We start from the raw sequence: 14691 nt of genomic DNA on the forward strand, positions 1-14691 counted from the left end.
CTTTCGGAATACATCCATCGTGGATAGCAAATAATGAGGTAGACCAATTATTTGTCCGAGGAGCAGTGAAATGGAAAAGACCAAATCACGCAAACTGAACATTGCTTTTCAAAGCGATATCGAAATTTCCGATCATGAAACTGAACACGGCAATAAGGCCAAAACGAAAAAAACATCCGGCTCAAAGGGCCGAATCTGGGAATACGTCGCCCTGGCCACGATTCCGATCGTGCTCGTGTTTGGCAATTCCATGCTCGTTCCGGTACTTCCCGATATGCAAAGGGAGCTGGGAATCAGCAAGTTCCAGAGCAGCCTGATTATTACCATTTTTTCGCTAGCCGCGGGAATCTTCATTCCGGTAATCGGTTATCTGTCGGACCGTTTCGGCCGTAAAATCATTATTGTTCCGGCCCTCATCGTTTATGGGGGAGCGGGCATTCTGGCCGGGTTCGGTGCCATATGGGATTCTTACGCCGTTATTATCGCCGCCAGAGCGATCCAAGGGCTTGCCGCCGCCGGGACAGCTCCGATTGCCATGGCACTGGTGGGGGATCTCTACGAAGGCGGGACGGAAAGCCAAGCGTTGGGGCTGATTGAAGCCTCCAACGGGGCAGGCAAAGTGCTGAGCCCCATTATCGGATCGTTGCTGATGCTGATCGTGTGGTACGCTTCCTTTTTTGCGTTCCCCGTATTTTGCGCCATCTCGCTGGTGGCCGTCATTTTTTTGATCAAGGAACCGAAACGCAGTCAAAAGCAGGAATTGAAAAAGTACTTGGGGAAAATCGGCGAAGTTTTCAAGGAAAAGGGCCGCTGGCTGATCACCGCGTTTTTTGCCGGGTCATTGGGCCTGTTTATTTTGTTCGGCGTATTGTTCTATTTATCAAATATTCTTGAAGACAAACCTTACGAAATCGACGGGGTTATGAAAGGGTTGGTCCTGGCGATTCCTTTGTTGGGCATGGTGATCACCTCTTATACGACAGGATCTCTCATCAAGAAAAAGGGGCTTCTTATTCGCTGGCTGATGAATATCGGGCTGATTGCCATGACGGTGTCGCTCGCGGCAACCATATTCGCATTCAAGAACATTTTTGTTTTTATCGGCCTACTGACCATAAGCAGCATCGGCACGGGTTTGCTTCTTCCCTGCCTCAACACGATCATCACGGGGGCCGTGCAAAAAAGCGAACGCGGGATGATCACGTCCCTTTACAACTGCCTGCGGTTTTTGGGCGTTGCGGCCGGTCCTCCCTTATTCGGATGGATGATGGACAAATCGGACCGGATCGTATTTATTACGGTCTCCGCCCTATCGCTTATAACGCTGGGTCTGGTCTTCTTTTTGATCAAACCTCCACGCAAAATAGCTTAAAAGCCGAGCTTTTCACAACGTTTGCATTGGGCACATGCCGGAATCAAGTCGCATATGATACCAGTGTCACCTGGATGACGAAAAGTCAAAAAGAATTGAGGAGATTCCCAAAATGAAAAGTTCCTTACGTACAGTCTGGCCGCAGGAGCTGTGTGACCCAAGCGGACTTCGCATACCATCCGTGACGAGCAGGGCGGCCCGAAACGCTTCCCCCGCCTCCGGTTACGGATTGACGATGGTCATTGACAAAGGCCTGGGCAGGAACTCTTTTACGGATTTAATGGAGACGTCCTCGGACTTTATCACTTGCATTAAATTTGGTTTTGGTACGGCGCCCCTATACAAAACGGACCTTCTGATGTACAAGATCGATTTGGCGAAAAGGCTCGGAATCAAAGTGATGCCCGGAGGCACCCTTCTGGAAACGGCCGTGCAGCAAGATGTCGTCCCTTCTTTCTTTAATACCGTGTGCAAACTCGGTTTCGATGCCATTGAAGTTTCCGACGGTACGATCGAATTGCCAAGGTCCAAACGCGGTGAATTGATTCGGGAGGGCAAAGAACGCGGGCTTCAAGTGTTTACGGAGTATGGCAAAAAGATATCGGGTTCCCTCGTGGATGCCGCCAAACTTGCCGAAACGCTGGAAGCGGATCTGAAGGCCGGCGCGGACCTGTTGACGGTTGAAGCCCGGGAGTCCGGCATAGGCGTGGGCATTTTCGATGAAAAGGGAGATTGTCGTACCGAAGTCATCGACGACTGCCTAAAATTCATTTCGGATCCCGGCAAGCTGATGTGGGAGGCTCCGTTAAAGAACCAGCAGGCCATGCTGCTTCGGCGTTTCGGTCCGGGGGTGCATTTGGGCAATATCCATCCCGGTGATGTGCTGGCCCTGGAAACGATGCGCCGCGGACTTCGCCAGGATACGTTCGAATTCGGAATCCAAAGACAAGAGGAGCAAGAATTCGTGTATGTCATTTGATTTGGGGCTCCTTGCCTCAAAAAAGCCCGTTCGTGAAGTAACGGGCTTTTTTCTTTGGAATCATTGAATTTTATGTAGGGTTTAAACCGGCTCCCATTTGCAGCGAACCGGAGAAGTGATCGCTTCTTCCTTCTTCAGATCTTTGAATGCTTTATCGATCTCCTTCCGGTCCAAACCGGTCAACTGCTCCACTTCGCCTGCGGTTACGGGTTTTCCAGCCTTTCGCATCGCATCCAAAACCTGTTCCTTCACGCTCATGGAATTCACCTCCAATCTTGGTTTTGACAATAACATATCAAACCTTCGTTCCCAACGGGAGGCAGTTCGCAAAACGTTCAGAAATGGAAACAGATTATAACGACTTCGTCATAAACATGCTGTAGGGGTCCTCGACGTAATCCGAAAAGGGGCCGCAGTACTCGAACCCGCATTTCTCGTACAGCCTCCTGGCAGGCAGGAAGGCATCCATAGAGCCTGTCTCCAGACTAAGCCGCAGGTATCCGCGTTTACGTGATTCCTCGATAATATGTTCAAGGATCGCAAGAGCCACTCCCTTTTTCAAATGCTTGGTTTCGGTCCTCATCGATTTAATCTCTCCGTGTTCCGGATCCAGTTCCTTAACGGCGCCCATTCCTGCTAATTCATCCCCGATCCATGCGCTCCAGAATGTGATCTCCGGCTTTTTCAATTTCTCGAGATCCAAAGCATGGATGCTTTCGGGCGGCGAATGCAAAGTCATACTGTTCAAATGCTCTTCAATCAGCCGGGCAATGTCCGGCCCCGTCAAATCGTCCACTTTTATGCGTAATTCCATCTCCATCACTCCGAATCTAATTTTGGTTTAACTTTTTCTGTAATTCGTCTTAAGGATGAATTATACCAGCAAACGCTGCCGATTTGATTTTCCGAAACAAAAAATCCGGGCATTTTTTCGGCCCGGATTTTTATTTCCCTATCATTACGTTGCGATTTCGGTGTTTTCGAATAAGGCCTCAAGGCGTTCAAGCGAAATTCTGTCCACAAATCTGCTGAATTTTTCCTTTGGTTTGGCATTTGTCTTATAAAAATGAATAAGGACGGTTACTGCTTTTATAACCTCTTCCTCCGTGACCCCGGTGAGAAGCTTGCTCGCAAACTTCGCTTTAAGCCCTTTTGGATCGCCCCCGACATAAATATCGAAGGTGTCCCTCATTTTGACGACGCCGATATCCTTGAGCAACGGCTCGCTCGTTCCCAGGGCGCATCCGGCATAACCGATTTTTAACGGAGCGGGTGTTTCAATTCCCGCTATGGCCAAATTTAACGCTTTGGCCGTATTCAAACCCGCCTCTTCAGCTCCTTTGCAAAATTGGCAGGCGATCAAGCTTTTGGTCACAAAGCCTGCCGGGTACACCTCCAGCCCCGAGCTTTCGAGCTCCCTTCTGATGCCCGCCTCGTCTTCCCTGGGCACTTCAACATAAAGCTGCTTGAATCCCGTCATTTCGACAGCCGCTTCCGGTCCTGCAAGGTTCCCGATCGTAACCAGCTGTTTCGGGGTAAACAGGCTGCCGCCCTCCTGAACAGGAGGGGCGACGGCGATTTTAACGTAATCTTTCATAAGCCGCTCCCTTATAATTAATGCCATTAAAGAAAACAATTAATATGATTAATTTTGTCGAAGGTTACCGTATTTTGACGCGCTGCAGGCGAAGCGCGTTAAGCACGACGGACACCGAACTCAATGCCATGGCAGCTCCCGCTACCCAAGGAGCAAGCAACCCGATGGCGGCTACCGGAATTCCGAGCGTATTGTATCCTAAAGCCCAGAACAGATTCTGTCTTATGTTCGTCATCGTTTTACGGCTCATATAGATTGCGTCGGGAATGCTCGACAAATCGCCCCGCATCAGTGTCACATCGGCCGCTTCCATCGCCACATCCGTCCCGGTACCGATCGCCATTCCGATGTCCGCGGTTGCCAAGGCCGGTGCATCATTGATCCCGTCCCCGACCATGGCGACGACTTTGCCGTCTTCCTGCAGCTTTCTTACTTCCTCCGCCTTTCCTTCCGGAAGCACTTCGGCCCGAACATGATCGATACCGACCTGAGCAGCGATAGCTTTCGCCGTCCGCTCATTATCGCCCGTAATCATGATAACCTGTATTCCCATTTCTTTCAGCCGGCCGACCGCGGCTTTCGAAGTCTCTTTAATGGTATCCGCCACCGCGACCATCCCCGCATACCGGCCGTCAATAGCGGCCAACATCGCGGTTTTGCCGTCCTCCTCAAGCCGTGACATCGTTTCATAAGCCTGCTTTGCTTCCACGCCAAACTTCTCCATCAACCGTCGTGTCCCTACGAGAATCAACTTTCCTTCAACAGTGGCTTGAATACCGTAGCCCGGGATCGCCTCGAACGTATCCGTTTCGGCGAGAGCGATATTTTTGTCGCGAATCCCGGCTACAATCGCTTCGGCAAGCGGATGCTCCGAATTTTTCTCCGCTGCGCCAACCAGGGACAGAAATTCACGTTCATCGCCTTCCGGCAGCACATCCGTCAATTCCGGTTTCCCCTTCGTCACCGTCCCGGTTTTGTCGAGAATAATCGCATTGATCTTATGCGTTTGCTCCAAGTGCTCACCGCCCTTGAACAAAATGCCGAGTTCGGCCGCCCGTCCTGATCCCGCCATAATGGATGTCGGTGTGGCCAATCCGAGCGCACAAGGGCATGCGATAACCAGCACGGCGATCGCCTTCTCCAAAGCTTCCGCAAAGTCACCTGGTGTCACAAAGAAGTACCATACCAGGAAAGCGACGACGGCGATACCGACCACGATCGGCACGAAAATGCCGGAAATCACGTCAGCCACGCGCTGTATCGGTGCTTTCGATCCTTGCGCTTCCTCAACGACCTTGATGATTTGCGCGAGGGCGGTTTCCTTCCCGACACGGGTCGCCTTGATGCGGAGCATTCCGTTTTTATTGATGGTCGCGCCAATGACGGCATCTCCGGCTTTCTTTTCCACAGGCAAACTTTCCCCGGTCAGCATCGATTCGTCTACCGAGGAGACGCCTTCCAGCACTTCTCCGTCCACCGGCACTTTTTCGCCAGGGCGGACCAGTACGATGTCCCCGGCAAGCACTTCCTCCACCGGAACGGTAAGTTCCTGACCGTCACGAACGACCAAAGCCGTTTTGGCCTGTAAACCCATCAATGATTTGATGGCTTCCGATGTACGGCCTTTGGCAAGCGATTCGAACAATTTCCCCATAATTACGAGGGTAATGAGGACCGCGCTAGTCTCGTAATACAGGGATGGTCCGTGATGCATGCTGCCCCCTTCGGCCGCCCAAACCAAGGTTAGATACAAACTGTAGAAATAAGCAGCCGATGTTCCGAGCGATACCAGCACATCCATATTGGCACTACCGTTCCGGAGCGCTTTATAGGCACCGATATAGAAGGTAGCTCCGATAATAAACTGAACCGGCGTTGCCAGAATCAGCTGAAACCAGGGATTCATGAAAAGCTCCGGTGTATAGAGCCAAGATGTAAAGGAGAAATGGCCCACCATCGTCCACAGCAACGGAAATGCAAGAATTGCCGAGATCAGCAGCTTCAGTTTTTGCCGACGCACTTCCGATTGCTTATGGTCTCCTTTTTGTTCGCTCTCTTGCTTAGTTATAGCTTTATAACCAAGCTGTTTTACCTTGTTTTGCATGTCCGGTACGGTAATTTCTGCCGGCGAATATTCCACGTGCGCGGTTTCTAACGCAAAGTTTACGTTCGCGTCCGTAACGCCCGGAAGCTTCCGGAGTCCTTTCTCGATCCGGTTGGCGCATGCCGCGCAAGTCATGCCTTCCAGTTTGAAATCTACGGTTTCCTTCACCGTATCGTAGCCCAGTTTTTTGATCGTCGCTTCCATGCTCTGAACATCCACTTTGGAAGGATCGTAGGCAACGCTTGCTTTCTCCAAGGCGAAGTTCACATTCGCATTCGAGACACCATCCAGCTTATTGAGCCCTTTTTCAATCCGATTCGCGCAAGCGGCGCAAGTCATTCCGGCGATTTGCAATGTAGCCTGTTTACTTTGGGAATCCTTATTTGCAGCAACGGATGCGTCCATGTTGCTTCCTCCTCGTCATGCATCTTTTATTTCCTGTCACTAATATACCCCCCTACCCTATATTAGTCAACTCTTTTTTACTAAACCCCCGTACCCTATATTTTCTGATATTAAAAAAACAGCCCGAGCATCTTCTTTCATGATGATTCAGGCTGTCCCTTTTTATCCGTAAGATTTCCACAATTAAGTTACGATAACCACTTCCGGCTCCGGCACAAAACCGAAATTCCGGTCGATCTTCTCCTGCACCAGCGAAATCAAATACAATACATCCTCCGCTTTGGCACCGCCGCGGTTTTGAATCACATTCCCGTGCACCGGCGAAATCATCGCGTTTCCGCGTTCCGTTCCCCGGAGTCCCAAACGGTCCGCCAGCTTGCCGACCGGCTCTCAGACGGAATAGTTGTTTTTGAAAACTGACCCGCAGGACGGATAATCGAAATGACTTTTTCCCGTACGGTCGGCAATGATACCCTCCATCGCGGCCACGGAGGGGCTTTTCTCCGCCTTAAGTCCGTTTAAATAATCCATATAGTGCGCTACAAATACGCTCAGACTCGATTTTTCCACGACAGCTCTATCCAATCCGCGAAGAAAAGGTTCCAATGCTTCCGGCCGCTGCGGCCGCTGCTTTAATTGCAAGTCCGCTCCGGTAATGAACCAGTTCTTCCGTTGAAAAATGGACGTTTTGTATCCGTATTCGCACGCTTCGACATCAATCGTTTTTATGTTTTTGCCGATATCGTCCAAATCCACATAATAGACCTTGGTCAAGTAATCGCTGATATGATGGTCGAAATACTTTGCGTTCATATATACCCCGCCCCCAAACGTGCCGGGAAGCAGGTAGCAGAAATCGAAATCTCCGGTACCGATCACGGCTCCGGCCAATGCCAATAAGGACATCGGTGTCCCCGCCGACACATGCAGCCGGTCGTCGTTCAAAGAGATATCCAGATGTGAGCGGGTACTGATATACACCGTCTCGCGATCCGGATGATCGGGAAACAAAAGGTTGGATCCCATTCCGAAAAAAAACGGCCTAAGTCCGCCGGAATGCGCCGCTTCCAGCACCTCCACGATCTCGGCGTCTTTACGGGGCAGCGCCAAAAAGCGCGCGCTTCCGCCTATTTCATATGTTGAGTAATCGGATAACAATTGATCTTTGCGTAGGCAAGCCAGATCCATGCTTAACTCCTTCCTGATGCTAGGCCCCTGGCCATCAAGCATAAAAAATATACAACAATGTATAGTATGAATTCGTCTGAAGCAATTTGCAATCATTCGAATGATAAGATTTTATCCCCTTTTTATAAATATGTCCCCCTACATGATTCTTCCAGGATCGTTTACACTCAGGCTAACCAGCCAGAACCGCATAAGGAAACAAATTAAACTGGGGGGATTTCTTTTGAAAAGGTATTCATTCTTACTGCTGAGCATCATGTTTGTGTTCTCCATGTTTCTTGCCGCTTGCGGAAACAAGAATACGAACACTAGCGCACCTGCAAATGAAAACGCTGCCACGACAAACGACTCGAAGAAAGAGGAGGTCAAAGAAGCGGATCCCGTGAAGCTTCGCGTCTTCTCAACATTCGGAGGCACGGACGCCGCACGCGAGGCTTTCCAAGCCGCGATCGACGAATTTGTTGCCGCAAATCCGAATGTCACCGTAGAAAACGATACGATGTCGGCAAATGACGATGGATTCCGGACCAAGGTCAACACCGACATGACCAGCGGCAACGAACCCGATCTGTTGTTCTACTTTATCGGCGCGGATGCCGAAGGCTTCGTCAACGCAGGCAAAGTCGTGCCGCTGAATTCGATCCTGGATGAGAATCCGGATTGGAAAAACGGATTTTTGCCCGACGCCCTGAAACTGGCGACCCAAAAGGACGGCAACATTTATGCCGCACCGCTCACAGGGTTTTATGAGGGCCTCTTCGTAAACAAGAAAATTTTTGAGGAGAACGGTCTGGAATTGCCGACCGACTGGGATAAGCTGACGACGGCGGTCAAAACCTTGTCGGCCAAAGGCATCATTCCGCTTTCCGTACCTTTCGACCAATCGCATTATTTGATTGAGCATACGATTCTTTCCGCCGCCGGTCCTGAAGGCCAAAACAAAGGGCTTGCCGACGGCATCGACCCGAACTGGGAGAAAGCTTACTCCGCCATGAAGGAACTGTATGACTTGGGCGCCTTCCCGAAAGACGCCGCGACGATTGATTTGAGCATGTCCGGCAACTATTACAGCGAAGGACTCGCCGCCATGACGATCGAAGGCTCATGGGCGATCGGCGGCTGGAGCGACGCAACCCGCGACAACACGACTGTACTTCCGTTCCCTACGGTTCCTGGCGGAGCCGGAAGCGGAAACGACATTGTCGGCGGATTCGGATCCGGCTTCTATGTCTCCAAAGCCGCCTATGACGATGCTGCCAAAAAGGACACGGTCATTGAACTGTTGAAACATTTGACTTCACCGCAGAGCATCCAGAAAATCGCCTCCGCGAACGGCGGTACGCCTGCGGCTGACGTCGAGGTGACCGGTTTAGCGCAAGTCGCGCTTGACGGGTTTGCCATGGCGGCGAAAGCAAACTCCATCAATGCGCCTGTCGATAGCAAAGTTTCTCCGGAGACGTTCTCCGACCTGCGCGCCAGCGTTCAGCAGGTTGTTACCGGCAAGAAAAGTCCTACCGAAGCGATCGAGAGCGCCAAGAAAGTCGAGGACGCCAACAAGAAATAATCGATTCACGGTTGTACGCCGCCCCGGATTTATTTCGGGACGGCGTAGCCGTTTATGAACCTATCCATAATTCCACAGGCAAAGGTGATGAATATGAAGGGTGACCGCAAGTACATCTTCCTGTTTCTCCTCCCGTCCGCGGTACTGATGTCAATGTTTTTATACTATCCGTTCTTCAAAAGCGTGTACTTGAGCTTTTTCCGGACGAAAGGCTTTTTTGATAAGAAATTTGTCGGTTGGGACAACTTTACCCGGCTGTTTTCCGATAATCTCCTTGGCCAGGCGACACTCCACACGCTGGAGCTCATGCTTTACGTCATAGTTTTTCAGGTAGGCATCGCTTTGGTGTTGGCCGTACTTGTTGAAAGCATCGGCAAACTGCAAAGCGTGTACAGGACGGTATTCTTTTTCCCGGTCGTCATTTCCGGCACCGCGATCTCCCTATTGTTCGTTCTATTTTACAACTACAACTTTGGTCTTCTGAACAGCTTGCTGGCGAACTTCGGTATCGAAAAAATACTCTGGCTCGATGAAGGCAATGCGCTCCGGGCGGTCGCCATTCCTACGGTTTGGCACTATGTCGGGTTCTACTTCATTCTGTTCCTTACCGCGATGTCGAAAATCCCGTCGGACTATTACGAGGCGGCCCGCCTGGAAGGGATCGGCCCGTTCAAGCGAACCGTAATGCTGACGATCCCCCTCATTCTTAGCGATATCAAAGTCGTCATTACTCTTGCCATTACCGGAACGTTAAAAGTATTTGAATTCGTTTGGGTTATCGCCAAGGGCCAGAACGGAACGGAAGTACTGGGCACTTACATGTACAAAAAGGCGCTGGTCGACCAAAATTTCGGATACGGCTCCGCCGTGGCCATTTATATGGTCGTTTTCGGGGTCGTGCTCGCGATGGTCGCCAACCGGCTCATGAAACGGGAAGAAATTACTTACTAAAGCGATATTAGGGGTGTTCAACATGCAGCCAACCATTTCTGCGGAACCCCGGGTCAATCGGGGATCATCCGGGCGGTTTCGAATCGGCACCGCGATCAACTATATTATTTTGACGGCCTGGGCCATGACCACGATTTATCCGTTATTCTGGATCGTAAACAATTCGTTTAAGGTTTCACGGGATGTCATGAACGACTCGTTCGGTATTGCCTGGGAGCCGGTCATGGTCAATTATACGAACGCTTTTGACCGGATCAATATCGGCAAAAGCTATATTAACAGCATCATTATGTCGGGAAGCACCGTGCTTCTGGTGCTCATTTTCGGAGGATTGGCCGCCTATGTTCTTTCCCGGTTTCAGTTCAAAGGCAAACGGGCGATTTACTCTTTGCTTTACGCGACCCTGTTAATCCCGGCTTTCGCCACGGTCGTACCGGTTTACGAGCTTCTGATCAAGACCGACTTGGTAAATACCTATTGGGGATTGATTCTGCCACATACGGCAGGTAATCTGACTTTTGCCATCCTGGTCATGGCCGGGTACATGGCAACCATCCCGAAAGAATTGGAGGAAGCCGGATTTGTCGACGGAGCTAACCGTTTACAGATGTTCGTAAAACTGTTTGTTCCGATCTCCAGGCCGGTATTCGCTTCAGCCAGCATCTTCGTATTCCTCTGGTCTTACAACGACCTGTTTTCGGCTCTGATATTCGTCAATAAAGAAAATGTGCGGCCGATCGTCGCTTTGCTCAATGAAATCAGCTCCCAGTACGGCACGGATTTCGGACTGATGGCCACCGCCGTCTCCCTTACCGTAATTCCGGTTTTGATCGTGTACCTGTTCATTTCCAAGTACATTCAAAAGGGCTTGACCGAAGGGGCTGTAAAGGGATAACAAAAAAAGAGGGGCATTCATCCCCTCTTTTTTCATGCCAAAAAATCGTCATTCTTTTCCGGCTTTTTGTCATTCCGTTTTCGTCAAAGCGGATGTCGGAGCTGCATTAGACGCGCTTTGCGACAGCTTTACGGCAGCGACAACCGCAATCGCCACCCCGATCGCACCGAACCAGGTAACGGAGGACAGGGATACTTTTTCGACCGCAACGCCCCCGACGGCGGCACCCGCTGCCATGGCCAGCTGCATCATCGATTGATTAAGCCCCAGCAAAACACCGGAAGACGCCGGGTTGAGAGTCGTCATGTTATACTGCTGGGTCGGCCCGGAAGACCAGGCAGCGAAGGACCATAAGACGAGCAGTATCAGTACAGCGACCGGAGCACCGGAAAAGACGGATAGCAGTACCAGCATTGCGATATGAAGCAACATACCTCCAATAAGCGTATAGGTGGCCCCCCATTTGTCCGTACTAAATCCGCCGAATTTTGAACCGATGAGGCTTGCGATCCCGAAGGCCAGCAACGCCGGACTGAGCATATGTTCGCCGATGCCCGATACCTGCAGCAGATAGGGGGATAAATACGTATAAGCGATCGAATAACCGCCCAGCCAAAAAAATGTGATTCCGAGGCCGAGAGCTACTTTCGGATTTTTCAACAAGGCTAATTGCCGCTTCAGCGGAACCGGTTTATCGCCTTCCGTTTGCGGAAGAGTTAACCAAAGGATGACCATAGCGGCAAGTCCCAGCAGCGCTATACCGCCGAATACGGCTTTCCAGCCGATGGCGTTTGACACCCATCTGCCGATCGGAACCCCGATGATCAATGAGGCGGTAAAGCCCATCACCACCGTGGCGATCGAACCCGCTTGCCTGCCTTCGGGGGCGATTTTCGCGGCGATGTTCAATGCGGTAACGACAACCATCCCCGCACCAAGCGCCATAATGATTCGAGCGGCAATAAACGGCCCGTATCCGGGCAGCGCAAAAGCCAGCAGGTTTCCGGCCACAAAAACGCCGAGAGCGAAAACGATTAATTTACGCCGGTCCAAACGCCCCGATAATGCCATAAGGATTGGCGTGCCGACGGCATATACAAGCGAAAAAATCGTAATTAACTGTCCTGCCGCCGCTAATGTAATATCCAGATCTTCCGCAATTTTGTCCAAAATCCCGGAGATGATGTATTCCGAAGTTCCCACCAGAAAGCTAACGATAGCCAAAACGTAAATCTTCCACGCCTTACTCAAACTGTTCCACTCCTTAAAGATAAACTATAATTTATATAAAGATATTTCGAGATATATCGATATGAATAACAATAAAATATGACATATCGCGAAACATCGAATTGTTAGGCGGAAAAGTAACCTGGATTCTTCCCCAAGAACCCAGGTTCAATTAAATCTCTTGTTTCAAAATTTCCGCGATTCGAGAAATAGCCTCCTCGTCCCGCTGGTAATACGTAAACTTTCCGATCCGTCGGGTTTTAATGAGACCGGCCTTTTGCAGTATCGTTAAATACTGGGAAGCCGTAGACTGCGTCATTTGCAATTTGTCCGTGATCTGGCTGACGCATACCCCTATTTCGTTCATATCAATCCCTTCATGGGGTATAAAGTTTCGATCCGGGTCTTTGAGCCATTGCAAAATTTGCAGTCTTGACTCATTGGACAGCGCTTTGAAAATATCGATGGGTTTCATAAATTTTATTATATCGATAATTTCCGATATGTCAATTTTAAGTTTCAATTCACACCATTTATTTTGTCGTATAGATTCCTCCGCTATATAACAAGGTATAAATCATTCCGGAATCGGTCAATATCGCCGAATGGATCCGATCCTTAACCAACCGTATGCTTTTACCGTCCGATCCGATTTTGTAAATCCCGGGGCTGATGCCGTCCGAAACATAATAGAAGCCCGTCTTTCCCGAGAAAAGAGTATGAACCGGCTGGTTGCTCAACTTTGTTTCCTGCCCGGTCTTAAGATTATAGCGGTACAGTTCTCCTTGGAATGAAACTTTATCCGATTTCGAAGCTGCCGTGTAGTAAACCGATCCGTTGTAAAAATTCGTTTGAAGTACTTTTCTTTTCGCCAAAGTTACGTTGTTCGTTCCGTCCAGCCCTACGCTGTTCAAATATCCCGTGCCGGAGTCGAAGTAGTAAATTCGGTTATTTTCCAGCCAAAACGACTCTACCGATGAAACCAGTTTGGTCTGCGTCCGGTCAGCAAGGTTTATTTTGTAAATGGAACCCGTTTCTTGCAGATCGTCTTCTTTGTAACCGACCAGATACAAGTAACCATCCTTCTCAAACATCCCGCTACTGTAAGAATAACCGCTGCTTTCCCCGCTGATATGCCTGTTCAAACCGTAAGTATAGCCTGTTTGTCCATAGGCACTGGATTCACCCGTCAATGGATCGTTTAGGTTTAGGTTCGGGGAACTTGGATCCATCGGGGAAAATTCGGAAGTAATGATCCCGATATCCGTTTTGATATAGTTGATGAAGCTCTTAGCAGAGCTTATCTCGGTCAGAGATCCGTTCTCAATTTTATACAAGGACTCGCCGCCCATCGTCAAATCACCGACATGAAGAATGATATATAATTCATTGTCGATGGAGCGGATTTCACCTATCCAGCCAAATCCGGGTACCCACGATTTGATCGGGCCGATTTTTCCGGAATTCCCGGTGTCGAAGCTAAACGAGTACAACCATGATTGGCCATCCACGACGGTAACATAAAACATCTCGTTCCCCATCGTTTTCGTTTCGCTAATATACGGATTGCCCTGAAGTTTCACCGGCTCCGGTTTTCGGCCGTCAGTTTGCTTAAATAATTGCATGGTAGCCCCCATATTTGTATAGGCGGCTTTGTAAAAATACAATGTGTTGCCGTTTTTCATTAGCGGTGTCCCGTTTTTTTCAGAATCGACGGGTTTACGAGGATCCGTCAATAACTTGAAGATTTGATCCTTCAAGGTTGACGTTTTCGGAGCTTTCAAGTCCAGCTCCTCATCACCGATGATGATCAGTCCGTCGAGCCACTGGATCTGTTTGCCGATCGCTACGGCTGCGCTTCGCAGCGGAAGCATGATTCGCCCGTTCACTTTTTGCGGAGCTACCTCCATCTTGTAGTCTTTACCGTTAACCTTCATCATTTTGCTGTTTAAGGTGAAGGTAACCGATTTTTTGAGCGCAACATTTTGCAAAATGACAACATCCGGGCTTTTAGCCTTCCACACCGCTTCCCATTCGCCATTATTTGCATCGGCATATGATGCCAGTTCGCCCATCAGTCGGATGGGCACAAGCACGGAACCGTTTTTTTGTGCAAGCTGATACTCCTGATACCGCTCGTACAATACTCCACGATTAAGTGCTTTCCCTTGGTAATCGAACGGAATAATCACGGTTTCTCCGATTGCTTCGTCCAGTGTTTTCAAGCCTTTTTTCTCCGCCGCATCGGCTCCCGAAAGCATGCCAGTTAAAGAGAGCATTCCCGCAAGTATCATAATGATAATTTTCTTCATCAAAAAACCTCCGTCTATTGAACCGTATGAATAGATAGACGCAAGACCCGCAGTAAAAGTTTTCCTTTTCCGTTTTGCACTGAAAAAATAAAAG

Annotated in this window: 14 protein-coding genes; 5 read left to right on the plus strand and 9 right to left on the minus strand. The window is 49.7% G+C overall.

Translation table 11 applies throughout. The features are described 5' to 3' along the window. Window positions 1–70 precede the first annotated feature (70 nt). Window positions 71–1372: an MFS transporter gene (locus ACSFXJ_RS13715; RefSeq protein ID WP_435920914.1), complete on the plus strand. Its 1302-nt coding sequence runs from the start codon at window positions 71–73 to the stop codon at window positions 1370–1372. A 112-nt stretch (window positions 1373–1484) separates the two neighbouring features. Further along, complete coding sequence (locus tag ACSFXJ_RS13720; protein WP_435920915.1) at window positions 1485–2351, plus strand: phosphosulfolactate synthase; 867 nt, start codon at window positions 1485–1487, stop codon at window positions 2349–2351. An 81-nt stretch (window positions 2352–2432) separates the two neighbouring features. Here the strand turns inward: ACSFXJ_RS13720 and ACSFXJ_RS13725 are convergent, their stop codons facing one another. The 6 genes from ACSFXJ_RS13725 to ACSFXJ_RS13750 all read right to left on the minus strand — a co-directional run bounded on the left by ACSFXJ_RS13725 (window position 2433) and on the right by ACSFXJ_RS13750 (window position 7645). Beyond that, complete coding sequence (locus ACSFXJ_RS13725; protein WP_435920916.1) at window positions 2433–2609, minus strand: transcriptional regulator; 177 nt, start codon at window positions 2607–2609, stop codon at window positions 2433–2435. Window positions 2610–2703: 94 nt separating this feature from the next. Continuing rightward, window positions 2704–3165: a GNAT family N-acetyltransferase gene (locus tag ACSFXJ_RS13730; RefSeq protein WP_435920917.1), complete on the minus strand. Its 462-nt coding sequence runs from the start codon at window positions 3163–3165 to the stop codon at window positions 2704–2706. A gap of 144 nt (window positions 3166–3309) precedes the next feature. Further along, the gene (locus tag ACSFXJ_RS13735) at window positions 3310–3948 is read right to left on the minus strand and encodes a nitrite reductase (protein WP_435920918.1); all 639 of its coding nucleotides are present in this window, start codon (window positions 3946–3948) and stop codon (window positions 3310–3312) included. Between the two features lie 64 nt (window positions 3949–4012). Beyond that, on the minus strand, window positions 4013–6457 hold the full coding sequence (locus ACSFXJ_RS13740) for a heavy metal translocating P-type ATPase (protein WP_435920919.1): 2445 nt from the start codon (window positions 6455–6457) through the stop codon (window positions 4013–4015). Window positions 6458–6640: 183 nt separating this feature from the next. Next, window positions 6641–6832: a hypothetical protein gene (locus ACSFXJ_RS13745; protein WP_435925763.1), complete on the minus strand. Its 192-nt coding sequence runs from the start codon at window positions 6830–6832 to the stop codon at window positions 6641–6643. A 15-nt stretch (window positions 6833–6847) separates the two neighbouring features. Continuing rightward, window positions 6848–7645, minus strand: coding sequence for an FAD-binding protein (locus ACSFXJ_RS13750; protein WP_435920920.1), 798 nt, complete (start codon window positions 7643–7645; stop codon window positions 6848–6850). Between the two features lie 223 nt (window positions 7646–7868). Between ACSFXJ_RS13750 and ACSFXJ_RS13755 the strand changes: the two genes are divergently transcribed. Genes ACSFXJ_RS13755 through ACSFXJ_RS13765 form a run of 3 tightly spaced genes read left to right on the plus strand, consistent with a single transcriptional unit; the run spans window position 7869 to window position 11055 of the window. Beyond that, the gene (locus ACSFXJ_RS13755) at window positions 7869–9209 is read left to right on the plus strand and encodes an ABC transporter substrate-binding protein (protein ID WP_435920921.1); all 1341 of its coding nucleotides are present in this window, start codon (window positions 7869–7871) and stop codon (window positions 9207–9209) included. Between the two features lie 54 nt (window positions 9210–9263). Then, a complete protein-coding gene (locus ACSFXJ_RS13760; RefSeq protein WP_435920922.1) occupies window positions 9264–10160 on the plus strand; it encodes a carbohydrate ABC transporter permease in 897 nt (298 codons plus the stop codon). Between the two features lie 22 nt (window positions 10161–10182). Further along, the gene (locus tag ACSFXJ_RS13765; protein WP_435920923.1) at window positions 10183–11055 is read left to right on the plus strand and encodes a carbohydrate ABC transporter permease; all 873 of its coding nucleotides are present in this window, start codon (window positions 10183–10185) and stop codon (window positions 11053–11055) included. Window positions 11056–11124: 69 nt separating this feature from the next. Here the strand turns inward: ACSFXJ_RS13765 and ACSFXJ_RS13770 are convergent, their stop codons facing one another. The 3 genes from ACSFXJ_RS13770 to ACSFXJ_RS13780 all read right to left on the minus strand — a co-directional run bounded on the left by ACSFXJ_RS13770 (window position 11125) and on the right by ACSFXJ_RS13780 (window position 14597). Beyond that, on the minus strand, window positions 11125–12306 hold the full coding sequence (locus ACSFXJ_RS13770; RefSeq protein ID WP_435920924.1) for an MFS transporter: 1182 nt from the start codon (window positions 12304–12306) through the stop codon (window positions 11125–11127). Window positions 12307–12457: 151 nt separating this feature from the next. Further along, window positions 12458–12760 (minus strand): ArsR/SmtB family transcription factor, encoded by a 303-nt coding sequence (locus ACSFXJ_RS13775; protein ID WP_435920925.1) that lies wholly within the window; start codon window positions 12758–12760, stop codon window positions 12458–12460. A gap of 58 nt (window positions 12761–12818) precedes the next feature. Continuing rightward, entirely contained in the window at window positions 12819–14597 is a 1779-nt protein-coding gene (locus tag ACSFXJ_RS13780) for a DUF5050 domain-containing protein (protein ID WP_435920926.1), read from the minus strand. Window positions 14598–14691: the final 94 nt, after the last annotated feature.

The organism is Paenibacillus salivarius (genome assembly GCF_051307165.1).
Classification (GTDB): domain Bacteria; phylum Bacillota; class Bacilli; order Paenibacillales; family Paenibacillaceae; genus Fontibacillus.